The 24,615-nt window shown below is 65.5% G+C and carries 24 protein-coding genes and 2 tRNA genes; 22 read left to right on the top strand and 4 right to left on the bottom strand.

What is annotated here, in order from left to right; translation table 11 throughout:
* The first annotated feature begins 153 nt into the window (after nucleotides 1-153).
* Entirely contained in the window at nucleotides 154-930 is a 777-nt protein-coding gene (locus BM297_RS06315; protein ID WP_092429419.1) for a GntR family transcriptional regulator, read from the top strand.
* Nucleotides 931-986: 56 nt separating this feature from the next.
* Here BM297_RS06315 and smpB read toward each other — a convergent pair whose 3' ends face one another.
* Nucleotides 987-1,469, bottom strand: coding sequence for an SsrA-binding protein SmpB (gene smpB / locus BM297_RS06310; RefSeq protein WP_092429417.1), 483 nt, complete (start codon nucleotides 1,467-1,469; stop codon nucleotides 987-989).
* Nucleotides 1,470-1,590: 121 nt separating this feature from the next.
* On the opposite strand from smpB, the gene BM297_RS06305 reads away from it, so the two are divergent.
* Together BM297_RS06305 and BM297_RS06300 are read left to right on the top strand one after the other, a co-directional pair.
* Nucleotides 1,591-2,025 (top strand): type II toxin-antitoxin system RatA family toxin, encoded by a 435-nt coding sequence (locus BM297_RS06305; protein ID WP_092429415.1) that lies wholly within the window; start codon nucleotides 1,591-1,593, stop codon nucleotides 2,023-2,025.
* Nucleotides 2,018-2,338: an RnfH family protein gene (locus BM297_RS06300; RefSeq protein ID WP_092429413.1), complete on the top strand. Its 321-nt coding sequence runs from the start codon at nucleotides 2,018-2,020 to the stop codon at nucleotides 2,336-2,338. The genes BM297_RS06305 and BM297_RS06300 overlap by 8 nt, the downstream gene beginning before the upstream one ends.
* A 97-nt stretch (nucleotides 2,339-2,435) precedes the next feature.
* On the opposite strand, the gene BM297_RS06295 is transcribed toward BM297_RS06300, so the two are convergent.
* Nucleotides 2,436-3,005 carry an outer membrane protein assembly factor BamE gene (locus BM297_RS06295; RefSeq protein ID WP_092429411.1) on the bottom strand — a complete coding sequence of 190 codons (570 nt, stop codon included), beginning with the start codon at nucleotides 3,003-3,005 and terminating at the stop codon, nucleotides 2,436-2,438.
* Nucleotides 3,006-3,101: 96 nt separating this feature from the next.
* Between BM297_RS06295 and fur the strand changes: the two genes are divergently transcribed.
* A complete protein-coding gene (gene fur / locus BM297_RS06290; protein ID WP_092429409.1) occupies nucleotides 3,102-3,506 on the top strand; it encodes a ferric iron uptake transcriptional regulator in 405 nt (134 codons plus the stop codon).
* A gap of 72 nt (nucleotides 3,507-3,578) precedes the next feature.
* On the opposite strand, the gene recN is transcribed toward fur, so the two are convergent.
* Complete coding sequence (gene recN / locus BM297_RS06285; protein WP_092429407.1) at nucleotides 3,579-5,252, bottom strand: DNA repair protein RecN; 1,674 nt, start codon at nucleotides 5,250-5,252, stop codon at nucleotides 3,579-3,581.
* Nucleotides 5,253-5,421: 169 nt separating this feature from the next.
* On the opposite strand from recN, the gene grpE reads away from it, so the two are divergent.
* From grpE to BM297_RS06245, 8 genes are all read left to right on the top strand, one after another.
* A complete protein-coding gene (gene grpE, locus BM297_RS06280; protein ID WP_092429405.1) occupies nucleotides 5,422-5,964 on the top strand; it encodes a nucleotide exchange factor GrpE in 543 nt (180 codons plus the stop codon).
* A gap of 121 nt (nucleotides 5,965-6,085) precedes the next feature.
* Complete coding sequence (gene dnaK / locus BM297_RS06275; protein WP_092429403.1) at nucleotides 6,086-8,008, top strand: molecular chaperone DnaK; 1,923 nt, start codon at nucleotides 6,086-6,088, stop codon at nucleotides 8,006-8,008.
* A gap of 123 nt (nucleotides 8,009-8,131) precedes the next feature.
* Nucleotides 8,132-9,262, top strand: coding sequence for a molecular chaperone DnaJ (gene dnaJ, locus BM297_RS06270; protein ID WP_092429401.1), 1,131 nt, complete (start codon nucleotides 8,132-8,134; stop codon nucleotides 9,260-9,262).
* A gap of 58 nt (nucleotides 9,263-9,320) precedes the next feature.
* Nucleotides 9,321-10,124: a 4-hydroxy-tetrahydrodipicolinate reductase gene (gene dapB, locus BM297_RS06265; protein WP_092429399.1), complete on the top strand. Its 804-nt coding sequence runs from the start codon at nucleotides 9,321-9,323 to the stop codon at nucleotides 10,122-10,124.
* 228 nt (nucleotides 10,125-10,352) lie between these two features.
* A complete protein-coding gene (gene carA / locus BM297_RS06260) occupies nucleotides 10,353-11,489 on the top strand; it encodes a glutamine-hydrolyzing carbamoyl-phosphate synthase small subunit (RefSeq protein WP_092429397.1) in 1,137 nt (378 codons plus the stop codon).
* 36 nt (nucleotides 11,490-11,525) lie between these two features.
* Nucleotides 11,526-14,747 carry a carbamoyl-phosphate synthase large subunit gene (gene carB, locus BM297_RS06255; protein WP_092429395.1) on the top strand — a complete coding sequence of 1,074 codons (3,222 nt, stop codon included), beginning with the start codon at nucleotides 11,526-11,528 and terminating at the stop codon, nucleotides 14,745-14,747.
* Nucleotides 14,744-15,220, top strand: coding sequence for a transcription elongation factor GreA (greA, locus tag BM297_RS06250; RefSeq protein ID WP_092429393.1), 477 nt, complete (start codon nucleotides 14,744-14,746; stop codon nucleotides 15,218-15,220). Before carB ends, greA begins: the two co-directional genes overlap by 4 nt.
* A 22-nt stretch (nucleotides 15,221-15,242) precedes the next feature.
* The gene (locus tag BM297_RS06245; protein ID WP_092429861.1) at nucleotides 15,243-15,638 is read left to right on the top strand and encodes a DUF4149 domain-containing protein; all 396 of its coding nucleotides are present in this window, start codon (nucleotides 15,243-15,245) and stop codon (nucleotides 15,636-15,638) included.
* Between the two features lie 43 nt (nucleotides 15,639-15,681).
* Here BM297_RS06245 and yhbY read toward each other — a convergent pair whose 3' ends face one another.
* The gene (gene yhbY, locus BM297_RS06240; RefSeq protein ID WP_092429391.1) at nucleotides 15,682-15,993 is read right to left on the bottom strand and encodes a ribosome assembly RNA-binding protein YhbY; all 312 of its coding nucleotides are present in this window, start codon (nucleotides 15,991-15,993) and stop codon (nucleotides 15,682-15,684) included.
* Between the two features lie 82 nt (nucleotides 15,994-16,075).
* On the opposite strand from yhbY, the gene rlmE reads away from it, so the two are divergent.
* From rlmE to nusA, 10 genes are all read left to right on the top strand, one after another.
* Nucleotides 16,076-16,699, top strand: coding sequence for a 23S rRNA (uridine(2552)-2'-O)-methyltransferase RlmE (rlmE, locus tag BM297_RS06235; RefSeq protein ID WP_092429389.1), 624 nt, complete (start codon nucleotides 16,076-16,078; stop codon nucleotides 16,697-16,699).
* Between the two features lie 165 nt (nucleotides 16,700-16,864).
* Nucleotides 16,865-18,781, top strand: coding sequence for an ATP-dependent zinc metalloprotease FtsH (gene ftsH / locus BM297_RS06230; protein WP_092429387.1), 1,917 nt, complete (start codon nucleotides 16,865-16,867; stop codon nucleotides 18,779-18,781).
* 7 nt (nucleotides 18,782-18,788) lie between these two features.
* Nucleotides 18,789-19,640 carry a dihydropteroate synthase gene (folP, locus tag BM297_RS06225; RefSeq protein WP_092429385.1) on the top strand — a complete coding sequence of 284 codons (852 nt, stop codon included), beginning with the start codon at nucleotides 18,789-18,791 and terminating at the stop codon, nucleotides 19,638-19,640.
* Nucleotides 19,641-19,655: 15 nt separating this feature from the next.
* Nucleotides 19,656-20,999, top strand: a complete 1,344-nt coding sequence (gene glmM / locus BM297_RS06220; RefSeq protein WP_092429383.1) for a phosphoglucosamine mutase — start codon at nucleotides 19,656-19,658, stop codon at nucleotides 20,997-20,999.
* 65 nt (nucleotides 21,000-21,064) lie between these two features.
* Nucleotides 21,065-21,820 carry a triose-phosphate isomerase gene (gene tpiA, locus BM297_RS06215; RefSeq protein ID WP_092429381.1) on the top strand — a complete coding sequence of 252 codons (756 nt, stop codon included), beginning with the start codon at nucleotides 21,065-21,067 and terminating at the stop codon, nucleotides 21,818-21,820.
* A 2-nt stretch (nucleotides 21,821-21,822) separates the two neighbouring features.
* The gene (gene secG / locus BM297_RS06210) at nucleotides 21,823-22,200 is read left to right on the top strand and encodes a preprotein translocase subunit SecG (protein WP_092429379.1); all 378 of its coding nucleotides are present in this window, start codon (nucleotides 21,823-21,825) and stop codon (nucleotides 22,198-22,200) included.
* 24 nt (nucleotides 22,201-22,224) lie between these two features.
* A tRNA-Leu gene (locus BM297_RS06205) sits at nucleotides 22,225-22,310 on the top strand.
* 92 nt (nucleotides 22,311-22,402) lie between these two features.
* Nucleotides 22,403-22,479, top strand: a tRNA-Met gene (locus BM297_RS06200).
* Nucleotides 22,480-22,614: 135 nt separating this feature from the next.
* A complete protein-coding gene (rimP, locus tag BM297_RS06195) occupies nucleotides 22,615-23,073 on the top strand; it encodes a ribosome maturation factor RimP (RefSeq protein WP_092429378.1) in 459 nt (152 codons plus the stop codon).
* A gap of 48 nt (nucleotides 23,074-23,121) precedes the next feature.
* Complete coding sequence (nusA, locus tag BM297_RS06190) at nucleotides 23,122-24,603, top strand: transcription termination factor NusA (RefSeq protein WP_092429376.1); 1,482 nt, start codon at nucleotides 23,122-23,124, stop codon at nucleotides 24,601-24,603.
* Nucleotides 24,604-24,615 lie beyond the last annotated feature (12 nt).

Here is a 24,615-nt window from a genome sequence, read left to right as displayed (position 1 = left end):
CAGGGTAAAAGTCGGCCGTGGAGCTGTCAATCCATGCTCCTACGACTTTGGTCGGGAGGTGCCGCGCTGTAAGCTTCTTGGTCGCGGCGTTAGTCTTGCCGGTCACGCGCCCGGGCAAGGGCTGCAGTGGTCAAACCAGTGGAGAAACGAGCAATGGGATTCGGTCCGGTGCGACAGCGCCGTCTGTCGGATGACATCGTCGAGCGCCTCGAGGCGATGATCCTCGAGGGCTCGCTCAAGGCCGGCGAGCGTCTGCCGGCCGAGCGCGTGCTGGCCGAGCAGTTCGGCGTGTCGCGCCCCTCGCTGCGCGAGGCGATCCAGAAGCTGGCGGCGCGTGGCCTGCTGGTCAGCCGCCAGGGCGGCGGCACCTTCGTCGCCGAGACGCTGGGCTCGACCTTCAGCGATCCGCTGCTGCACCTGCTGGAAAACAGCGTCGAGGCGCAGCGCGACCTGCTCGAGTTCCGCCATACCCTGGAAGGCGCCTGTGCCTTCTATGCCGCGCAGCGTGCCACGCCGGTCGATCACACGCGCCTGCGCGAGGCGTTCGAGGAGCTGCAGCGCTGCTATGCGGCGTCGGTGCCGGGCGGCGGCGCCGAGGAGGGGCTGGCCGATGCGCGCTTCCATCTGGCGATTGCCGAGGCCAGCCACAACGCGGTGCTGCTGCACACCATCAAGGGGTTGTTCGACCTGCTCAAGCGCAACGTGGTGACCAATATCGGCGGCATGTACGCGCAGCGTACGGAAACCCGCGACATGCTGATGCGCCAGCATCAGGAGCTGTTCGAGGCGATCGTCGCGGGGCGGGCCGAGGAGGCGCGGGCGATTTCCAACCGGCACATTCACTACGTGCAGGAGGTGTTGTCCGAGGTGCAGCAGGAGGTGCGCCGCGAGGCGCGTTCACGGCGGCGGCAGAGCGTGCAGGAGGGGTAGGCGGAAGCGGGCGGCGCCGGGAGCGGGCGCCGCGCTGGGCGGGTGGGCGAAGCGCCTTACTCGTCCTTGCCCTTGCTGCGCACGGCGCGCTGGATCTCGCGGTTGGAGTCGCGCTCCTTCTCCACGGCGCGCTTGTCGTATTCCTTCTTGCCCTTGCCCAGGGCGATCTCGCACTTGACCAGGTGCTTCTTCCAGTACAGGGCCAGGGCCACGCAGGCGAAGCCCTTCTGCTGGACCGCGCTGTGCAGCTTGTCCAGCTCTTTGGCGTGCAGCAGCAGCTTGCGCGTGCGCGTCGGGTCGGCGATGACGTGGGTGCTGGCGGCGTTCAGCGGGGTGATGTGGCTGCCGAGCAGCCAGGCCTCGCCATCCTTGAGCAGCACGTAGCTGTCGGTGAGCTGGCCCTTGCCAGAGCGCAGACTCTTGATTTCCCAGCCGGCCAGGGCGATGCCGGCCTCGAGACGCTGCTCGATGTAGTAATCGTGCAGCGCCTTCTTGTTCAGCGCGATGGTTCCGGCGGGATGTTTTTTCTGTTTAGCCATAGGCTGCGCATTATAGGGATTTGCCCTGCGCCGCGCCATGCGTGTCGGTGGCCGGTGTGGTGCTTGAGCGGCTGCGGCGAATTTCGGACAATGTGCGGACATTTTCCGGCGAGCCTCCTGCATGAGCACGCGAATTCAACGCTCGGCCCTGTTGCCGTATCCGGCGCAGGCGCTGTACGACCTGGTCAACGATGTGGCCAGCTACCCGCAGTTCCTGCCCTGGTGTTCGGCCGCCGAGGTGCTGGAGAGCAGCCCGGCGCGGATGCGCGCGACCCTCAAGGTCGGCAAGGCGGGGATCAGCCAGCAGTTCACCACCTGCAATACCCTGGTGCCGGGCGAGTCGATCGAGATGCAGCTGGAGCAGGGGCCGTTCCGCTCCCTGCATGGCGTGTGGAGTTTCCAGGCGCTCAGCGAGAGTGCCTGCAAGATCACTCTCGACCTGTCCTTCGAGTATTCCGGCGCGCTGGTCAAGGCGACCCTCGGGCCGTTGTTCAACCAGGCGGCGACCACCATGGTCGACGCCTTCTGCCAGAGAGCCAAGCAGCTGTATGGATAAGCCGGACACCATTGCCGTCGAGGTGGTCTACGCCCTCGCCGACAAGCAGAAACTGCTGCGCCTGAGCGTGCCCTATGGCACCAGCATGCGCGAGGCCGCCGAGCGCTCGGGTATCGCCGCGCTGTTCCCCGGTCTGGACCTGGCCACGGCGCCGATGGGCATCTTCGGCAAGGCGGTGGCCAAGCCCGAGGAGCGGGTGCTGGAGGAGGGCGAGCGGGTGGAGATCTACCGGCCGCTGATCGCCGACCCCAAGGAGGCGCGCAAGCAGCGTGCGGCCAAGGTCGCCAAGGCCAAGGCGGACGGCGAGGAGTAGGTGCGGCTGCGGCCTGCCGCTGCACCATGGCGCAGCTGAGCAGCTGAAATGAAAAAGCCCGAGTCGATGCTCGGGCTTTTTCGTGGGCGGCGGCTGCTTACTCGGCCTGTTCGGACTCGAGTTGCAGCGATTCCGGCTCCGGTACCGGGGCGGTTTCGGCCTCGTCGACTTCCTGCTGGATCTGTTCCAGCAGCGAGCCGGGGGCGGGTGCGGGCTCCGCGACGACCGGCGGCGGGGTGATGGCTTCCTGTTCCGCGGGAGCGCTCGCCTCGGGGCTGGCTTCTTCCAACTCGGTGGCGGCGCTGCTGCCGCGGATGGCTTCGTCGCGGCTCTGGCCGGGGACGAAGTCGCCGGACAGGCCGACCAGCTGGTCGTTGCCGTCGAACACCAGGCTGATGCGCTCCTGCTGGCGGGCACCGCCGCCGGGCTGCAGGCTGTACAGGTAATCCCAGCGATTGGCGTGGAAGGTGTCGGTGATCAGCGGGTTGCCCATGATAAACCGCACCTGGCGTCGGGTCATTCCGGGGCGCAACTGGTCTATCATGTCCTGAGTAACCACGTTGCCCTGCTGGATATCGATCTTGTAGACCCCCGGAAACGAACAGCCGGCGAGTGCTACGAGTCCCAGAAAGGTGAGGCCGGTCAGCATGAGCTTGGCTTTTTGCATCGGTGGGTCTCTTCCACTATCTTGGCAGGCAACAGACCCGGGATCATACCCGCATTGAGGGAGGCTGCGAAGCGCTCCCCCACGAGAAAGCTGAACATGGTTGAAAACAACGAATTGCGCAAAGTCGGGCTGAAGGTGACGTTGCCCCGGGTGAAGATTCTGCAGATGCTGGATTCCGCCGAGCAGCGGCACATGAGCGCCGAGGATGTCTACAAGGCGCTGATGGAGGCCGGCGAGGATGTCGGCCTGGCCACCGTGTACCGGGTACTGACCCAGTTCGAGGCGGCCGGTCTGGTGGAGCGGCACAATTTCGATGGCGGTCATGCGGTCTTCGAGTTGTCCGATGGCGCACACCACGATCACATGATCAATGTCGATAGCGGCGAGGTGATCGAGTTCATCGATCCGCAGATCGAGAAGCTGCAGCGCGAGATTGCCGCCCAGCACGGCTTCGAGCTGGTCGACCACAACCTGGTGCTCTACGTGCGCCCGAAGGCCTGACGCTACTGCCGAGCATGAAAAAAAGGCGACCGCAAGGTCGCCTTTTTTCGTGGTGCGCGCTTCGGGTTGGACTCAGGCCGGGGCGCCGCCGATCATCTGCCGGGCATGCGCGAGGGAGACCTCGGTGAGGTCGAGGCCGCCGAGCATGCGGGCGACCTCCTCGACGCGCTGGCCGTGACTGAGGCGGGCCACCGCGGTGCGCGTCTCGTCGCTGTCGCGCTGCTTGTGCACGAACAGGTGCTGGTGGCCCTGGGCAGCGACCTGCGGCAGGTGGGTGACGGTGATCACCTGGCCACGCTCGCCGAGGCTGCGCAGCAGCTGGCCGACCACCTCGGCGGTGGGGCCGCCGATGCCGACGTCGACCTCGTCGAACACCAGGGTGGGGATGCGCGAGGTCTGTGCGGTGATCACCTGGATCGCCAGGCTGATGCGTGACAGCTCGCCGCCGGAGGCGACCCTGGCCAGGCCCTTGAGCGGCTGCCCGGGGTTGGCGCTGACCTGGAATTCAATCAGCTCCTGACCCTGGGGTTGCGGCTCCTCGCCGGCGACCGGCTGCAGGGCGATGGCGAAGCGCCCGCCGGGCATGCCCAGGCGCTGCATCTCGGTCTCCACCGCAGCGGCCAGGCGCGCGGCGGCAGCGCGGCGCAGCTGGGTCAGCTCGTCGGCCTTGTCGTGATAGTGGCGGGCGTAGGCCTCCAGCTCCTCGCCCAGGCGCTCGACGGCACTGTCGTCGGCGTGCAGCGCCTGCAGCTCGTGGCGCAGCTGCTCCTGCAGGGCGCCCAGCTCGCCCGGCTGGATGCGGTGCTTGCGCGCCAGGCTGTAGATGCTGTCCAGGCGCTCCTCGATCTGTTGCTGGCGCTGCGGGTCGGCCTCGAAATGGTCGATGAAGCGGTTGAGGCCGCTCACCGCCTCCTCGACCTGGATCTGCGCGCTGCTCAGCAGACCGACGGCCTCGTCGAGGGCGGCCGGCTGGCCGCTGCCGCCGCCCAGGCGATGGATGCTACTGGCCAAGGCGGCGAGCACGTTGCCGCTGTCGCTCTCGCTGCACAGTTCGAGCACCTGGCGGCAGGCGTCGAGCAGGGCGCCGGCGTTGCTCAGGGTCTTGTGCTGCTGTTCCAGCTCGTCCAGCTCGCTGGCGCCGAGGGCGAGATTGTCCAGCTCCTCGAGCTGGTAGCTGAGCAGCTGCTGGCGGGCGCGCTGCTCGTCGCCGTTCTGCGCCAGGCGCTGCAGTTCGCTGCGGGTCTGCCGCCAGCGCTGCGCGGCGAGCTGCACCTGGCGGGCCAGCTCGCTGGCGCCGGCATAGGCGTCGAGCAGGCGGCGGTGGGTGTCGGGCTTGAGCAGCGACTGGTGTTCGTGCTGGCTGTGGATGTCGATCAGCCGCTCGCCGAGGCTCTTCAGGTCGCCGAGCGGGCAGGGGGTGCCGTTGATGTAGGCGCGCGAGCGCCCCTCGCGGGTGATTACCCGGCGCAGGATGCACGGGCCGTCGCCGTCCAGGTCGCGCTCGGCCAGCCACTGCTGGGCCTCGGGAATCTCTCCGAGGTCGAAGCTGGCGAGGATGTCGGCCTTGTCGGCGCCGGGACGCACCACGCCGTTGTCGGCGCGATCACCGAGGGCCAGGCCGAGGGCGTCGAGCATGATCGACTTGCCGGCGCCGGTTTCGCCGGTGATGACGCTCATGCCGGCGCACAGCTCGAGATCGAGCTGCTCGACGATGGCGTAGTTGCGGATCGACAGGTGCACGAGCATGGCGTGGCCCTCGCGGTTTGGTGGTCTGTGTATTTGTACAGTATGTGTGAATTTATACAGTAGTCCATCCGGCGTCGGCAATCCCCCCTTGAAGCTGGCGCACGCGCCCCCATATAGGCGGCTGAATCGAGGGCCTTGCTGCCCGCCCCCTGTTTTCAAGGAGATATCCATGGCTGACGAACACAAGCTTGATCCGCAGAACCCCGAGGCCGAGGTGCCGGGTGCGGCAGAAGCCGCCGCCGGCGACGATCTGGCGCAGCGCGTGCAGGTGCTCGAGGAGCAGCTGGCGGAAGCCCGGGATCAGGCCCTGCGTGCGGCTGCCGAGCTGCACAACGTGCGTCGCCGCGCCGAACAGGACGTGGAGAAGGCGCACAAGTTCGCCCTGGAAAAATTCGCCGCCGACCTGCTGATGGTGGTCGACAGCCTGGAGCGCGGCCTCGAGCTGTCCGATCCGGCCGACGAGACGATCCGGCCGATGCGCGAAGGCATGGAGCTGACCCTCAAGGCGTTCCACGACACCCTCAAGCGCTACCAGGTCGAGGCGCTCGACCCGCACGGCGAGCCGTTCAACCCCGAGCAGCACCAGGCCATGGCCATGGAAGCCAGTGCCGGCGTCGAGCCGGGCAGCGTGCTCAAGGTGTTTCAGAAAGGCTATCTGCTCAATGGTCGCTTGCTGCGCCCGGCGATGGTGGTGGTGAGCAAAGCCGAGTGAAGTGAATTGCCGGGAATGCCCTTGAAAGCGGTCGGGGCATCCCCATCTGTAGTGCCAAGCATCCAGTCATCCGGGCGGCAGCCAGAAGCGCCGCCCCGAGTCAGAATTTCGGGAGAGTAATATGGGCAAAATCATCGGTATCGACCTGGGCACCACCAACTCCTGCGTATCCGTTCTGGAGAACGGCGTGGCCAAGGTCATCGAAAACGCCGAAGGTGGCCGGACCACCCCGTCGATCATCGCCTACACCAACGATGGCGAGATCCTGGTCGGCCAGAGCGCCAAGCGCCAGGCGGTGACCAACCCGCACAACACCCTGTACGCGGTGAAGCGTCTGATCGGCCGCCGCTTCGAAGAAGACGTGGTGCAGAAGGACATCAAGATGGTGCCCTACACCATCGTCAAGGCCGACAACGGCGACGCCTGGGTGGAAGTGAAGGGCCAGAAGATGGCGCCGCCGCAGATCAGCGCCGAAGTGCTGAAGAAGATGAAGAAGACCGCCGAAGACTACCTCGGCGAGCCGGTCACCGAAGCGGTGATCACCGTGCCGGCCTACTTCAACGACAGCCAGCGTCAGGCTACCAAGGACGCCGGTCGCATCGCCGGTCTCGACGTCAAGCGCATCATCAACGAGCCGACCGCCGCGGCGCTGGCCTACGGCATGGACAAGGCCCGTGGCGACCACACCGTGATCGTCTATGACCTGGGCGGCGGCACCTTCGACGTGTCGGTGATCGAGATCGCCGAAGTCGACGGCGAGCACCAGTTCGAGGTGCTGGCCACCAACGGCGACACCTTCCTGGGCGGCGAGGACTTCGACATCCGCCTGATCGACTATCTCGTCGACGAATTCAAGAAGGAAAGCGGCATCAACCTCAAGGGCGATCCGCTGGCCATGCAGCGCCTGAAGGAAGCTGCCGAGAAGGCCAAGATCGAGCTGTCCTCCAGCCAGCAGACCGACGTCAACCTGCCGTACATCACCGCCGACGCCAGCGGTCCGAAGCACCTGAACGTGAAGATTTCCCGCGCCAAGCTGGAAGCGCTGGTGGAAGACCTGGTGGCCCGCACCATCGAGCCGTGCCGCATCGCCCTCAAGGACGCCGGCATCGACGTGGCCAAGATCGACGACGTGATCCTGGTCGGCGGTCAGACCCGCATGCCGATGGTGCAGCAGAAGGTCGCCGAGTTCTTCGGCAAGGAGCCGCGCAAGGACGTCAACCCGGACGAAGCGGTGGCCATGGGCGCCGCCATCCAGGGCGCCGTGCTGGCCGGCGACGTCAAGGACGTGCTGCTCCTCGACGTCTCCCCGCTGACCCTGGGCATCGAGACCCTCGGCGGCGTGATGACCGCGCTGATCGAGAAGAACACCACCATCCCGACCAAGAAGTCGCAGGTGTTCTCCACCGCCGACGACAACCAGAACGCGGTGACCATCCACGTGCTGCAGGGCGAGCGCAAGCAGGCGGCGCAGAACAAGTCGCTGGGCCGCTTCGACCTGGCCGACATTCCGCCGGCGCCGCGCGGCGTGCCGCAGATCGAGGTCACCTTCGACATCGACGCCAACGGCATCCTGCATGTCGGCGCGAAGGACAAGGCCACCGGCAAGCAGCAGTCCATCGTGATCAAGGCCAACTCCGGCCTGTCCGAGGAAGAGATCCAGCAGATGGTCCGCGACGCCGAGGCCAACGCCGAGGAAGACCGCAAGTTCGAGGAGCTGGTGGTTGCGCGCAACCAGGGCGATCAGCTGGTGCACGCCACCCGCAAGATGGTCACCGAGGCTGGCGACAAGGCCACCGCCGAGGAGAAGGCCGCGATCGAGGTCGCGCTGGGTGAGCTGGAAGCGGCGGTGAAGGGTGACGACAAGGCGGCCATCGAGGCCAAGATCAATGCCCTGTCCCAGGTGACCGCGCCGCTGGCGCAGAAGATGTACGCCGAGCAGGCGCAGGACGCCACCCAGGCCGGCGGCCAGCAGGACAAGGCGGCCGGTGACGACGTGGTCGATGCCGAGTTCGAGGAAGTCAAGGAAGGCAAGGACAACAAGTAAGCGTCACGCTTGCTTCCGCCCTGACCCGCGGCAGTCCGTCTGCCGCGGGTCCTGACCGCCGCGCGGGAGCTTGCTCCCGCGTCGGCGTGTCTGGGGAAGACGAAATCGGAGTGCATGAGATCCATGGCAAAACGTGACTATTACGAGGTGCTCGGTGTCGAGCGCGGCGCCAGCGAGGCGGAGCTGAAGAAGGCCTACCGCCGTCTGGCCATGAAGTACCACCCGGACCGCAATCCCGACGACAAGGCGGCCGAGGAGAAATTCAAGGAGGCCAACGAGGCCTACGAGGTGCTCTCCGACGCCGGCAAGCGCTCGGCCTACGACCAGTACGGGCATGCCGGGGTCGATCCGAGCATGGGCGGTGGCGGCGGATTCGGCGCCGGCAATGCCAACTTCTCCGACATCTTCGGCGATGTGTTCAGCGACTTCTTCGGTGGTGGCGGTCGCGGCGGCCAGCGTGGCGGTCCGCAGCGCGGCAGCGACCTGCGCTACACCCTCGAGCTGGATCTGGAAGAGGCGGTGCGTGGCACCACGGTGACCATTCGCGTGCCGACCCTGGTGGCGTGCAAGCCCTGCGAGGGCAGCGGCGCCAAGAAGGGCAGTGCGCCGGTCACCTGCACCACCTGCGGCGGTGTCGGCCAGGTGCGCATGCAGCAGGGCTTCTTCTCGGTGCAGCAGACCTGCCCGCGCTGCCACGGCAGCGGCAAGATGATTGCCGACCCGTGCGGCAGCTGTCACGGCCAGGGGCGCGTGGAAGAGCACAAGACCTTGTCGGTCAAGGTGCCGGCCGGCGTCGATACCGGCGACCGCATCCGCCTGACCGGCGAGGGCGAGGCGGGTACCCAGGGTGGTCCGGCCGGTGACCTGTACGTCGTGGTCAATGTGCGCGAACATGCGATCTTCCAGCGCGACGGCAAGCACCTGTACTGCGAGGTGCCGATCAGCTTCGCCGACGCGGCGCTGGGCGGCGAGCTGGAAGTACCGACCCTCGACGGTCGGGTCAAGCTGAAGATTCCCGAAGCGACCCAGACCGGCAAGCTGTTCCGGCTGCGCGGCAAGGGCGTGGCGCCGGTGCGTGGCGGCGGCGCGGGCGACCTGATGTGCCGGGTGGTGGTGGAAACCCCGGTGAATCTCGACAAGCGCCAGCGCGAGCTGCTCGAGGAGTTCCGCAGCAGCCTGCAGGGCGACAGCTCGCACTCGCCCAAGGCCAGTGGCTGGTTCGAAGGCGTGAAGCGCTTCTTCGACGATCTTTAACCGAACAGGAGGGCGGGTCGGCGCGTGCCGCCCGCACTCAGGAGCAGAGTGCAGAGTTATGCGACGTATTGCAGTGATGGGCGCCGCCGGGCGCATGGGCAAGACCCTCATCGAGGCGGTCCAGCAGGCGCCGGGCGCCGCGCTGAACGCGGCGGTGGATCGCCCGGACAGCAGTCTGCTGGGGGCCGATGCCGGCGAACTGGCCGGTGTCGGCCGACTCGGCGTGGCGCTGGCCGGTGACCTGGCGCAGGTGCTCGACGATTTCGACGTACTGATCGACTTCACCCATCCGAGCGTGACCCTGCAGAACCTGCAAGTCTGCCGGCGGGCCGGCAAGGCCATGGTCATCGGCACCACCGGCTTCACGCCCGAGGAGAAGCAACTGCTGGCCGAGGCGGCCCGGGAGATCCCGATCGTCTTCGCCGCCAACTTCAGCGTCGGCGTCAACCTGTGCCTGAAGCTGCTGGATACCGCGGCGCGGGTGCTGGGTGACGACGTCGACATCGAGATCATCGAGGCGCACCATCGCCACAAGGTCGATGCGCCGTCCGGCACCGCCCTGCGCATGGGCGAGGTGGTGGCCAATGCCCTGGGTCGCGACCTGCACAAGGTGGCGGTCTATGGCCGCGAAGGCCAGACCGGCGCGCGCGCCCGCGAGACCATCGGTTTCGCCACCGTGCGCGCCGGCGACGTGGTCGGCGACCATACCGTGCTGTTCGCCGCCGACGGCGAGCGGGTGGAGATCACCCACAAGGCGTCCAGCCGGATGACCTTCGCCAAGGGCGCGGTGCGTTCCGCGCTGTGGCTGGAAGGCCGTGCGCCGGCGCTGTACGACATGCAGGATGTGCTGGAACTGCGCTGAGGCGTGCCGACCGGAAGGTCACCGGCTGCACCGCGAGCGTGCAGTCGCTATCGCCCATGGGCGGTAGACCTTTCCGTTGGACGATTTTTGCTCTAAAATTCAGCTTTAGTGCGTCCACTACGAGCATGCAGACAACATGGAAAAAAGCGGGGTGATGTGGTTCTCACGTCATTCCGCTTTTTTGCAACCTGAATTTGCATGAAACGGCTCTATTTACGGGAGGTCTTCTTGACTAAGCCAGCCATACTCGCGCTTGCCGACGGCAGCATTTTCCGCGGTGAAGCCATCGGTGCCGACGGGCAGAGCGTCGGCGAGGTGGTATTCAATACCGCCATGACCGGCTATCAGGAAATTCTCACCGATCCTTCCTACTGCCAGCAGATCGTCACCCTGACCTATCCGCACATCGGCAACACCGGCACCACGCCGGAAGACGCCGAGTCCAATCGCGTGTGGGCCGCCGGCCTGGTGATCCGCGACCTGCCGCTGGTCTCCAGCAGCTGGCGCGACAAGCAGCCGCTGGACGAATACCTGCAGGCCAACAACGTGGTGGCCATCGCCGGCATCGACACCCGCCGCCTGACCCGCATCCTGCGCGAGAAGGGTTCGCAGAACGGCTGCATCCTCGCTGGCGACGACATCAGCGAAGAGAAGGCCCTGGAACTGGCGCGCAGCTTCCCCGGCCTCAAGGGCATGGACCTGGCCAAGGTGGTCAGCTGCACCGAGTCCTACGAGTGGAACTCCAGCGTGTGGGACCTCGACACCGACAGCCACGCCGACATCGCCGCCAGCGAGCTGCCCTACCACGTGGTCGCCTACGACTTCGGCGTCAAGCTGAACATCTTGCGCATGCTGGTGGCGCGCGGCTGCCGGGTGACCGTGGTGCCGGCGCAGACCCCGGCCAGCGAGGCGCTGGCCCTGAATCCGGACGGCGTGTTCCTGTCCAACGGCCCGGGCGACCCCGAGCCGTGCGACTACGCCATCCAGGCGATCAAGGACGTGCTGGAGACCGAGATTCCGGTGTTCGGCATCTGCCTCGGCCACCAGCTGCTGGCCCTGGCCTCCGGCGCCAGGACCATGAAGATGGGCCACGGCCACCACGGTGCCAACCACCCGGTGCAGGACCTGGATACCGGCGTGGTGATGATCACCAGCCAGAACCACGGCTTCTGCGCGGACGAAACCAGCCTGCCGGGCAACCTGCGCGCCACCCACAAATCGCTGTTCGACGGCACCCTGCAGGGCATCGAGCGTACCGACAAGGTCGCCTTCAGCTTCCAGGGCCACCCGGAAGCCAGCCCGGGCCCGCACGACGTGGCCCCGCTGTTCGATCGCTTCATCGCCGAGATGGCCAAGCGTCGCTAAGCCTGCCGACAGATCAACGGATTCGTGTGAGAGACCATGCCAAAACGTACAGACATTAAAAGTATCCTGATCCTCGGCGCCGGCCCCATCGTCATCGGCCAGGCGTGCGAGTTCGACTACTCCGGCGCCCAGGCCTGCAAGGCCCTGCGCGAGGAAGGCTTCCGCGTCATCCTGGTGAACTCCAACCCGGCCACCATCATGACCGACCCGGCCATGGCCGACGCCACCTACATCGAGCCGATCAAGTGGCAGACCGTGGCCAAGATCATCGAGAAGGAGCGCCCCGACGCCCTGCTGCCGACCATGGGCGGGCAGACCGCGCTGAACTGCGCGCTGGACCTGGAAAAGCACGGCGTGCTGGCCAAGTTCGGCGTCGAGATGATCGGCGCCAACGCCGACACCATCGACAAAGCCGAGGACCGCTCGCGCTTCGACAAGGCCATGCGCGACATCGGCCTGGCCTGCCCGCGCTCCGGCATCGCCCACAACATGGACGAAGCCTATGGCGTGCTCGACAAGGTCGGCTTCCCGTGCATCATCCGCCCGTCGTTCACCATGGGCGGCACCGGCGGCGGCATCGCCTACAACCGTGAAGAGTTCGAGGAAATCTGCACCCGCGGTCTCGACCTGTCGCCGACCAGCGAGCTGCTGATCGACGAGTCGCTGATCGGCTGGAAGGAATACGAGATGGAGGTGGTCCGCGACAAGAAGGACAACTGCATCATCGTCTGCGCCATCGAGAACTTCGACCCGATGGGTGTGCACACCGGCGACTCGATCACCGTCGCGCCGGCGCAGACCCTGACCGACAAGGAATACCAGATCATGCGCAACGCCTCCCTGGCGGTGCTGCGCGAGATCGGCGTGGAAACCGGCGGTTCCAACGTGCAGTTCGGCATCAATCCGGCCGACGGCCGCATGGTGGTGATCGAGATGAACCCGCGCGTGTCGCGTTCCTCGGCACTGGCCTCCAAGGCCACCGGCTTCCCGATCGCCAAGATCGCCGCCAAGCTGGCGGTCGGCTACACCCTCGACGAGCTGCAGAACGACATCACCGGCGGCCGCACCCCGGCGTCCTTCGAGCCGGCGATCGACTACGTGGTCACCAAGATCCCGCGCTTCGCCTTCGAGAAGTTCCCCAAGGCCGACGCCCGCCTGACCACCCAGATGAAGTCGGTCGGCGAAGTGATGGCCATCGGCCGCACCTTCCAGGAGTCGGTGCAGAAGGCCCTGCGCGGTCTGGAAGTCGGCGTGGCCGGCTTCGATCCCAAGCTGGACCTGGGCAGCTCCGAAGCGCAGAGCATCCTGCGCCGCGAGCTGACCGTGCCGGGCGCCGAGCGCATCTGGTACGTGGCCGACGCCTTCCGCGCCGGCATGAGCTGCGACGACATCTACGCGCTGACCAAGATCGACCACTGGTTCCTGGTGCAGATCGAGGACCTGATCAAGGACGAGGAGCAGGTCAAGACCCTCGGCCTGTCCAGCATCGACCGCGACCTGATGTGGAAGCTCAAGCGCAAGGGTTTCTCCGATGCGCGCCTGGCCAAGCTGCTCGGCATCACCGAGAAGAACCTGCGCAGCCATCGCCACAAGCTGAAGGTGCTGCCGGTGTACAAGCGCGTCGACACCTGCGCCGCCGAGTTCGCCACCGACACCGCCTACATGTACTCGACCTACGAGGAAGAGTGCGAGGCCAACCCGTCGACCCGCGACAAGATCATGGTCCTCGGTGGCGGCCCGAACCGCATCGGCCAGGGCATCGAGTTCGACTACTGCTGCGTGCACGCCGCGCTGGCCATGCGTGAAGACGGTTACGAGACCATCATGGTCAACTGCAACCCGGAAACCGTCTCCACCGACTACGACACCTCCGACCGCCTGTACTTCGAGCCGGTGACCCTGGAGGACGTGCTGGAAATCGTCCGCGTCGAGCAGCCCAAGGGCGTGATCGTCCAGTACGGCGGCCAGACCCCGCTGAAGATCTGCCGCGCCCTGGAAGAGGCCGGCGTACCGATCATCGGCACCAGCCCGGACGCCATCGACCGCGCCGAAGACCGCGAGCGCTTCCAGCAGATGGTCCAGCGCCTCAACCTGCGCCAGCCGCAGAACGCCACCGCGCGCAGCGAAGACGAGGCCCTGGCCGCGTCCAAGGTCATCGGCTACCCGCTGGTGGTGCGTCCGTCCTACGTGCTGGGCGGCCGGGCGATGGAAATCGTCTACGAAGAGGAAGAGCTCAAGCGCTACATGCGCGAAGCGGTGAAGGTGTCCAACGACAGCCCGGTGCTGCTCGACCACTTCCTCAACTGCGCCATCGAGGTCGACATCGACGCGGTGTGCGACGGCGAGAGCGTGGTGATCGGCGCGATCATGCAGCACATCGAGCAGGCCGGCGTGCACTCCGGCGACTCCGCCTGCTCGCTGCCGCCGTACTCGCTGCCCAAGCACATCCAGGACGAGATCCGCAGCCAGGTCAAGAAGATGGCCCTGGAGCTCGGCGTGGTCGGCCTGATGAACGTGCAGATGGCCGTGCAGGGCGAGGACATCTACGTCATCGAGGTCAACCCGCGCGCCTCGCGTACCGTGCCGTTCGTCTCCAAGTGCATCGGCACCTCGCTGGCCAAGATCGCCGCCCGCGTGATGGCCGGCAAGACCCTGGCCGAAGTCGGCTTCACCGAGGAAATCATCCCGCCGTTCTTCAGCGTCAAGGAAGCGGTGTTCCCGTTCGCCAAGTTCCCCGGCGTCGACCCGATCCTCGGCCCGGAGATGAAGTCCACCGGCGAGGTGATGGGCGTCGGCGACAGCTTCGCCGAGGCCTTTGCCAAGGCCCAGCTGGGTGCCAGCGAGATCCTGCCGACCGGCGGCACCGCGTTCATCAGCGTGCGCGAGGACGACAAGCGCTTCGTCGCCCAGGTCGCCCGCGACCTGATCGACCTCGGTTTCGATGTGGTGGCCACCGCCGGTACCGCCAAGCTGATCGAGGCTGCCGGCCTGCCGGTGCGTCGCGTCAACAAGGTGACCGAGGGTCGTCCGCACGTAGTCGACATGATCAAGAACGACGAAGTCAGCCTGATCATCAACACCACCGAAGGCCGCCAGTCGATCGCCGACTCCTTCTCGATCCGCCGCAACGCCCTGCAGCACAAGATCTGCATCACCACCACCATCGCCGGTGGTCAGGCGATCTGTGAAGCGCTGAAGTTCGGCCCCGAGAAGACCGTGCGCCGGCTGCAGGATCTGCATGCAGGAATCAAGGCATGACCAAGTACCCGATGACTGTCCAGGGCGCGCGCGCCCTGGAGGAAGAACTGGCCCATCTGACCAAGGTCGTGCGTCCGAAGCTCAGTCAGGACATCGGTACCGCACGTGAACTGGGCGACCTCAAGGAGAATGCCGAGTATCACGCTGCCCGCGAGCAGCAGGGCATGGTCGAGGCGCGCATCCGTGACATCGAGGGGCGCCTGCAGCATGCGGTGATCATCGATGTCACCGCCATCGCGCATACCGGCAAGGTGATCTTCGGCACCACGGTGGAAATCGCCAACTGCGAGACCGACGAGAGCGTGACCTACCAGATCGTCGGCGAGGACGAGGCCGACATCAAGGCCGGCAAGATCTCGGTCGGCTCGCCGATCGCCCGCGCCCTGGTGGGCAAGGAAGAGGGCGATGTGGTAGTGGTGGTGACCCCCAGCGGCAAGGTCGAGTACGAGATTGTCGAGGTTCGCCATCTCTGACCTGAGCCGCCCCCGCACGCCGCTGCGTGCCGGCGCCATCAGCTGGCGCCTGGCACAGACCTTCTGGGTGGGCGGTCTGTGGCTGCTGTACTTCGTGCTGCTGCCGGCGCTGGAGCATTACGGCCTGGCGCCGCTGCTGCTCGAGGACATTTCCGCCAGCCTGATCCCGTTGCTGCTGGGCTTCGCCGGCTTCTGCGTGCTGTTGCAGAAGCTGGTGCTCATGCAGTTGCGTGGCCTGCGCAGCCTGTGGGCGGATTTTCGCGGTCAGCTGCTGCTGACCGTCCTGCTGCTGGTGGTGGGGTTCTTTGCCGGCCCCTGGCTGGGGTTGGCGGGCGCCAGCTGGCAGCTGTTCTGCTACATGGCCGTGGCGGCCTGCGGGCTGGTGCTGGTGCTGCAGCCGGTACCCGGCGAGCACTGAGGAGACGGGCGATGCCGTGCAGGCATCACCCGTGTCTGCCGCCTCAGATCTGGTGGCGGACGATGTTCGACAGCTGACGGTTCTGCTTGGCGGCCTTGCGATAGACCAGCGCCATCTTGCCGATGATCTGCACCAGCTCGCTGCGCGACTGCTGGCACAGGGCGTCGATCAGGGCGCGGCGGTCGTCGCGTTCGGTGATGGCGAACTTGATCTTGATCAGCTCGTGATCGTTGAGGGCGCGGTCCAGTTCGGCCAGCACGCCTTCGGTCAAACCGTTTTCCGCCACGATCAATACCGGATTCAGATGGTGGCCGATAGATTTGTATTGTTTTTTCTGCTCGTTGTTGAGCGGCATAATCCGACCTCTGCGTCTGATCCTGTTAAAAGCGGCGGCTAGTGTACCCGAGTGACCGGGAGCCGCACAGATGAGGTATCCCGTGGCCCGTTCCAAGACCAGCCAGCGTTGGCTGAAAGAGCATTTCGACGACCCCTACGTGAAGATGGCGCAGAAGGACGGCTACCGTTCGCGCGCCAGCTACAAGCTGCTGGAAATCCAGGAGAAGGATCGCATCCTGCGTCCGGGGATGACCGTGGTCGACCTCGGTGCGGCACCGGGCGGCTGGTCACAGGTGACCAGCAGGGTGATCGGTGACAAGGGGCGCCTGATCGCCTCGGATATCCTGGCGATGGACAGCATCGCCGATGTCACCTTCATCCAGGGTGACTTCACCGACGATGCGGTGTTCGCGCAGATCCTCGAGGCGATCGGCGGGCATCCGGTCGATCTTGTGATTTCCGACATGGCCCCCAATATGAGTGGTGTGCGCTCGGCCGACCAGCCGCGCGCCATGTACCTGTGCGAGCTGGCCCTCGACCTGGCCACCCGCGTGCTGCGTCCGGGCGGCGACTTCCTGATCAAGATCTTCCAGGGCGAAGGCTTCGACGCCTACCACAAGCAGGTGCGCGAGCTGTTCGACAAGGTGCAGATGCGCAAGCCACTGTCCTCGCGCGACCGCTCGCGCGAGCAGTATCTGCTCGCACGCGGATTCCGCGGCGCCTAGACTGCTGCTTGACCGACCCGGGCCGGCACGGCCGGGTCAAATGACGTTACAACCCGATCTGCCAGCAATCGGGTGGCTGTAGTAAGTTAGGTCGGTAAAGATCCGGCCGTCATGTGAAGCGGTTTCCAGGCGAGGCCGGTCAGCGAGGGTAGTCAATTGAACGACATGGCAAAGAACCTGATCCTGTGGCTGATCATCGCAGCCGTGCTGGTAACGGTGATGAACAACTTCTCCACTCCGAACGAGCCGCAGTCGCTCAACTACTCGCAGTTCATCCAGGAGGTCAAGGACGGCAAGGTCGAGCGTGTGACCGTCGACGGTTACATCATCACCGGCCGCCGTGTCGACGGCGAACCCTTCCGCACCGTGCGCCCGGCGATCCAGGACAACGGTCTGATCGGTGATCTGATCGACAGCAAGGTGGTGATCGAGGGCAAGCAGCCCGAGCAGCAGAGCATCTGGAGCCAGCTGCTGGTGGCCAGCTTCCCGATTCTGGTGATCATCGCCGTGTTCATGTTCTTCATGCGCCAGATGCAGGGCGGCGGCGGTGGCCGTGGCGGGCCGATGAGCTTCGGCAAGAGCAAGGCGCGGCTGCTGTCCGAGGACCAGGTGAAGACCACCCTGGCCGACGTCGCCGGCTGCGACGAGGCCAAGGAGGAGGTCGGCGAGCTGGTCGACTTCCTGCGCGATCCGGGCAAGTTCCAGCGCCTCGGTGGCCACATCCCCCGCGGCGTGCTGATGGTCGGCCCGCCCGGTACCGGCAAGACCCTGCTGGCCAAGGCCATCGCCGGCGAGGCCAAGGTGCCGTTCTTTACCATTTCCGGCTCCGACTTCGTCGAGATGTTCGTCGGTGTCGGCGCCTCGCGCGTGCGTGACATGTTCGAGCAGGCCAAGAAGCACGCGCCATGCATCATCTTCATCGACGAGATCGACGCCGTCGGTCGCCATCGCGGCGCCGGTCTCGGCGGCGGGCATGACGAGCGCGAGCAGACCCTCAACCAGTTGCTGGTGGAGATGGACGGTTTCGAGATGAACGACGGCATCATCGTCATCGCCGCCACCAACCGTCCGGACGTGCTCGACCCGGCGCTGCTGCGCCCGGGGCGCTTCGACCGCCAGGTGGTGGTCGGCCTGCCGGACGTGCGCGGTCGCGAACAGATCCTCAAGGTGCACATGCGCAAGGTGCCGCTGGGTGACGACGTCGAGCCTTCGGTGATCGCCCGCGGTACGCCCGGCTTCTCCGGTGCCGACCTGGCCAACCTGGTCAACGAGGCCTCGCTGTTCGCCGCGCGCAACGGTAAGCGCATCGTCGAGATGAAGGAGTTCGAGCTGGCCAAGGACAAGATCATGATGGGCGCCGAGCGCCGCTCCATGGTCATGACCGAGGACGAGAAGCTGATGACCGCCTACCACGAGTCCGGTCACGCCATCCTCGGCTGCCTGTTCCCCTCCGACCCGGTGCACAAGGTCACCATCATCCCGCGCGGCCGTGCCCTGGGGGTGACCATCTCCCTGCCCGAGCGCGATCACCACGGCTACAGCCGCATCTGGCTGCACAACAAGCTGAAGATGATCTTCGGCGGGCGGATCGCCGAGGAAGTCATCTTCGGTCACGATAAGGTCACCAACGGCGCCACCGGCGACATCGGTCAGGCCACCCGCATCGCGCGGACCATGGTCACCCAGTGGGGCATGTCCGACAAGCTGGGCTTCCTGTCCTACGCCGATGAAGAGGAAGAGGTTTTCCTCGGTCGCTCGTCCGGGCGCGGCAGCAGCGTGTCGGCGGAAACCGCCCGGCTGATCGATGAAGAAGTGCGCGCGGTGATCGACGGCAACTACGAGCAGGCCGAGCAGGCCTTGCGCGACAACCTCGACAAGCTGCATGCCATGGCCCAGGCGCTGATGAAGTTCGAGACCATCGACTCCGAGCAGGTCGCCGACATCATGGACGGTCGCGAGCCGCGCGAGCCCAAGGGCTGGAACGATTCCGGCAGCGGCTCCTCGGGCAGCAGTGCCCGGCCGCAGGCGGAGGCCGAGCCGCGTGCCGACAAGCCGCTCGGCGGCCCGGCCGGAGAGCATTGATCCCCCGATGACTACGCGTTCCTTTCGCGGCCGGCTGCCCTGTGGCAGCCGGCCGCTCGATCTGTCCCGCCCGCAGGTGATGGGCATCCTCAACGTCACCCCCGACTCGTTCTCCGACGGCGGCCGCTTCGATCACCTGGATGCCGCGCTGCGCCATGCCGAGGCGATGGTGCGCGCCGGCGCCACGCTGATCGACATCGGTGGCGAATCGACCCGTCCCGGCGCGCCGCCGGTCTCCGAGGCCGAGGAGCTTGAGCGGGTCTGTCCGGCCGTCGAGGCGATTGCCCGCGAGCTGGACGTGATCATCTCGGTGGATACCTCCACGGCGGCGGTGATGCGCGAGTCGGCGCGTCTCGGCGCCGGGCTGATCAACGACGTGCGCTCGCTGCAGCGCCCCGGTGCCCTGCAGGCGGCGACGGACAGCGGCTTGCCGGTGTGTCTGATGCACATGCGCGGCGAGCCGGGCAACATGCAGGATGACCCGCAGTACCCGGACATCTACAGCGAAGTGCACGACTTTCTCGCCGAACGCCTGGCCGCCTGCGCGCAGGCCGGCATCGCGCGCGAGCGTATCGTGCTGGATCCGGGCTTCGGCTTTGCCAAGACCCAGGCGCACAACCTGCGCCTGTTCCGGCAGCTGGAGCGGTTGCACGAGTTCGGTTTGCCGCTGCTGGTCGGCGTGTCGCGCAAGAGTATGATCGGTCGGGCGCTGGATCGCCCGGTCGGTGAGCGGCTGTACGGCAGTCTGGCGCTGGCCGCGCTGGCCGTGGCCAAGGGCGCCCAGATCGTGCGGGTGCACGACGTGGCCGAGACGGTGGATGTGGTGCGCATGATTGCCGCCGTGGAATGGGCGGATTGACAGCAGGATGATGGAATGAGCAGAAAATATTTTGGTACCGACGGCATTCGCGGACGGGTCGGCGAATTTCCGATCACCCCGGAGTTCATGCTCAAGCTGGGCTGGGCCGCGGGCATGGCGTTCCGTCGCCAGGGCCACTGCAAGGTGCTGATCGGCAAGGACACGCGGATCTCCGGCTACATGTTCGAGTCGGCCCTGCAGGCCGGGCTGATTGCCGCGGGAGCGGACGTGATGCTGCTCGGGCCGATGCCTACCCCGGCGGTGGCCTACCTGACCCGCACCTTCCATGCCGACGCCGGCATCGTCATCAGTGCCTCGCACAATCCGCACGACGACAACGGCATCAAGTTCTTCTCCGGCAAGGGGACCAAGCTGCCGGACGAGGTCGAGCTGATGATCGAGGAGCTGCTCGATGCGCCGATGGGTGTGGTCGAGTCGGCGCAACTGGGCAAGGCGGCGCGGATCAACGACGCCGCCGGCCGCTACATCGAGTTCTGCAAGAGCAGCGTGCCGACCAGCACCGATTTCGCCGGCCTCAAGCTGGTGCTCGACTGCGCCCATGGCGCCACCTACAAGGTGGCGCCCAGCGTGTTCCGCGAATTGGGTGCCGAGGTGGCGGTGATCGCCGCGCAGCCGGATGGTCTCAATATCAACGCCGGGGTCGGCTCCACCCATGTCGAGGCGCTGCAGAAGGCGGTACTCGAGCAGGGCGCCGACATGGGCATCGCCTTCGACGGTGACGGCGACCGCGTGCTGATGGTGGATCACACCGGCGCCGTGGTCGATGGCGACGAGCTGCTGTACATCATCGCCACCGATCTCCAGGAGCGCGATCGTCTGCCCGAGGGCACCGGGGTGGTCGGCACGCTGATGAGCAACCTGGGGCTGGAGCTGGCTCTCGCCGCGCGCAGCATCCCCTTCGTGCGCGCCAAGGTCGGTGACCGCTACGTGATGGCCGAGATGCTCGAGCGGGGCTGGGTGCTGGGGGGCGAGAACTCCGGGCACATCGTCTGCAAGCAGCACGTCACCACCGGCGATGCGATCATCGCCGCGCTGCAGGTGCTGCTGGCCCTGCGCCGCCGCGAGCAGAGCCTGGCCGAAGCGCGTCACGGTCTGCACAAGTGTCCGCAGGTGCTGATCAACGTGCGCTTCGGTGGCGGCCAGGATCCGGTGGCGCATCCGGCCGTGCAGGAGGCCTGTGCGCGGGTGACCGAGCAGATGGCCGGCCGTGGCCGTGTGCTGCTGCGCAAGTCGGGTACCGAGCCGCTGGTGCGGGTGATGGTCGAGGGCGATGACGAAACCGTGGTGCGCGCGCACGCGGAAACCCTGGCTGCGCTGGTGAGAGAGCTATGTGCTTGATTTCGCTTGCCAGTTCCTCGGCGCTTGAGTAACATCTGCGCCCACTTTGCACGACGAGGTTTTGCATGCGCCGCCCCCTGGTCGCTGGTAACTGGAAGATGCATGGCACCATTGCCAGCGTCTCCGAGCTGATCAAAGGTTTGCGCTTGCTGGCTCTGCCGGGCGGTGTGGACGTGGCGGTGATGCCGCCGTGCCTCTACATCACGCAGGCGATTGCCGGGCTGGCGGGCAAGAATGTTGCGGTGGGTGCGCAGGACTGTGCGGTCGAGCCGATGCAGGGTGCGCTGACTGGCGAGATTGCCGCCAGTCAGCTGGCTGATGCCGGTTGCCGCTATGTGCTGGTTGGTCACTCCGAGCGTCGGCAGCTGCTGGGTGAGAGTGATGGTGTGATCAGTCGCAAGTTCGCTGCGGCGCAGTCCTGCGGGTTGATACCGCTGCTGTGCGTGGGTGAGACCCGCGAGCAGTACGAGGCCGGCGAGACGCTTGCAGTGGTGATGCGGCAGATCGGTGCGGTGATCGAAGCGCTCGGTGTGGGCGCTTTCGCCAAGGCGGTGATCGCCTACGAGCCGGTCTGGGCCATTGGTACCGGGCTCACGGCAACGCCGGAGCAGGCCCAGCAGGTGCATGGTGCGATTCGTGCGCTGCTGGCGGCAGAAAATGCCGCGGTTGCCGAGGGTGTAAGAATTCTTTATGGCGGCAGTGTCAAGGCCGCCAGTGCGGCCGAGTTGTTCGGCATGCCGGATATCGATGGGGGGCTGATTGGTGGTGCCTCCCTCAATGCGGACGAGTTCGGTGCGATTTGTCGTGCCGCAGGAAGCTGAAGATGCTCGAGACTGTGATTATTGTGGTGCATCTGCTGGTGGCGCTGGGCCTGGTTGCCCTGGTTTTGCTGCAGCAGGGCAAGGGTGCTGATGCTGGGGCGTCCTTCGGTGCTGGAGCTTCGGGTACCGTGTTCGGTAGCCAAGGTTCGGCCACCTTCCTGAGTCGTTTTACTGCTACACTCGCTGCCGTTTTTTTTGCTACCAGCCTCGGTTTGGCCTTTTTTGCTAAAGACAAAGCTGATATGCTTAAAACAGATGGATTGCCGGATCCGGCAGTACTAGAAGTTCCAAGCAAGCCCGCTGCAGAAGATGTTCCGGTGCTTGAAGTGCAAAAGCCGGCTTCTTCGGATGTGCCGGCAGGCGTAGAGCAGAAGCAGTAACAGGCGGTTTGCAGTAAAGAGTTTGCCGAGGTGGTGGAATTGGTAGACACGCTACCTTGAGGTGGTAGTGGCCATAGGCTGTAGGGGTTCGAGTCCCCTCCTCGGTACCATACAAGAAGGCCCGCGCAATGCGGGCCTTGTTGTTTCTGGAAGGTTATGGTTGACCGTTCGGTGACAAGTCTGTATAGTTTTTCAACTCAGACGCGGGGTGGAGCAGTCTGGTAGCTCGTCGGGCTCATAACCCGAAGGTCGTAGGTTCAAATCCTGCCCCCGCAACCAGTTTTACAAAAAGCCCCTTTTTAGGGGCTTTTTGCTAGTTGGAAGATTTGTACCATTCTTTATGGCTAAGAGTGGTTACCTACGGGATGGGCGTTTCGCCCATTTTTTGTTTGTACAGCATGCGGAGGCGACCAGGTGTCGAGCAAGCTAGAACAGTTGCAGGCCTTGCTGGCCCCGGTGGTCGAGGCTCTCGGGTACCAGTGCTGGGGCGTCGAATTCATTTCTCAAGGCCGGCATTCCCTGCTGCGGGTCTATATCGATAATCCCGACGGTGTCCTGATCGACGACTGCGAAAAGGTCAGTCGGCAGATCAGTGGCGTGCTGGATGTCGAGGATCCGATCAGCGGCGAATACACCCTGGAGGTTTCTTCTCCGGGGATGGATCGCCCGCTGTTCACTCTCGAGCAGTTCGCTGCCCACGTCGGTGAACAGGTGAAGATCCGGCTGCGCTCTCCCTACGAGGGACGACGCAATTTCCAGGGCTTGCTGCGTGGCGTGGAAGAGCAGGATGTGGTCGTTCAGGTGGACGAGCATGAATACCTGCTGCCGATCGATTCGATCGACAAGGCCAACATCATTCCCCGTTTTGACTGAGGCGCGGATCCAGCGGGTCCCAATGGATTGCGAAAGGCGAGGCGTACGATGAGCAAAGAAGTACTGCTGGTAGTAGAGTCGGTGTCCAATGAAAAGGGCGTACCGGCCAGCGTGATTTTCGAAGCGCTGGAGTTGGCTCTGGCCACTGCCACCAAAAAACGTTTCGAGGACGAGGTCGAACTGCGTGTGTCGATCAATCGTCAGACTGGCAATTATGAAACCTTCCGCTGCTGGACCGTGGTCGACGAAGACGACCTGGAGAATCCGGCGGCCGAGCTGACCCTCGCCGACGCGCAGGAGAAGCAGGCGGGCGCCAAGCTGGGTGACGTGGTCGAGGAGAAGATCGACTCCATCGAGTTCGGTCGCATCGCCGCGCAGACCGCCAAGCAGGTGATCGTGCAGAAGGTTCGCGAGGCCGAGCGCGCCCAGGTGGTCGATGCCTACCGCGAGCGCGTCGGCGAGATCATCTCCGGCACGGTGAAGAAGGCCACCCGCGACAGCGTGATCGTCGATCTGGGCAACAACGCCGAGGCCCTGCTGGCCCGCGAGCACATCATTCCCCGCGAGTCCTTCCGCGTCGGCGCGCGCATGCGCGCCCTGCTCAAGGAAATCCGCAGCGAGAACCGCGGTCCGCAGCTGATCCTCTCGCGCACCGCGCCGGAAATGATCATCGAGCTGTTCCGCATCGAGGTGCCGGAGATCGCCGAGGGGCTGATCGAGATCATGGCCGCGGCCCGCGACCCGGGTTCACGCGCCAAGATCGCGGTGCGCTCCAAGGACAAGCGCATCGATCCGCAGGGTGCCTGCATCGGCATGCGCGGTTCGCGCGTGCAGGCGGTTTCCGGCGAACTGGGTGGCGAACGCGTCGACATCGTGCTGTGGGACGACAACCCGGCGCAGTTCGTCATCAACGCGATGTCCCCTGCCGAAGTGGCGGCGATCATCGTCGATGAAGACACCCACACCATGGACATCGCCGTGGCCGCCGACAACCTGGCCCAGGCCATCGGCCGCAGCGGACAGAACGTGCGTCTGGCCAGCCAGCTGACCGGCTGGACCCTCAACGTGATGACCGAGGCCGATATCCAGGCCAAGCAGCAAGCCGAAACCGGCGACATCCTGCAGCGGTTCATCGACGACCTGGGAGTGGACGAGGAGCTGGCCGAGGTGTTGGTGGAAGAAGGCTTCACCACCCTGGAAGAGATTGCCTACGTGCCCATGGAGGAGATGCTCAGCATCGAGGGCTTTGATGAAGAGATCGTCAATGAGCTGCGTGCCCGGGCCAAGGACCGTCTCCTGACCAAGGCGATCGCCACTGAAGAGAAGCTCGCGGACATCCATCCGGCAGACGATCTGCTGGAACTGGACGGCATGACCAAGGAGCTGGCTATCGAGCTGGCCCTGCGTGGCGTGCCGACCCGCGAAGACCTGGCCGAGCAGTCGATTGACGACCTGCTCGAGATCGACGGCATGACTGAAGAACGTGCCGGCAAGCTGATCATGGCCGCCCGAGCCCATTGGTTCGAGTAAGTGGTCGCGGCC

The sequence above is a fragment of the Geopseudomonas sagittaria genome, assembly GCF_900115715.1.
GTDB lineage: Bacteria > Pseudomonadota > Gammaproteobacteria > Pseudomonadales > Pseudomonadaceae > Geopseudomonas > Geopseudomonas sagittaria.
The sequence above is the reverse complement of the archived record's forward strand: the minus strand, read 5'-3'. Positions and strand labels throughout refer to the sequence as shown.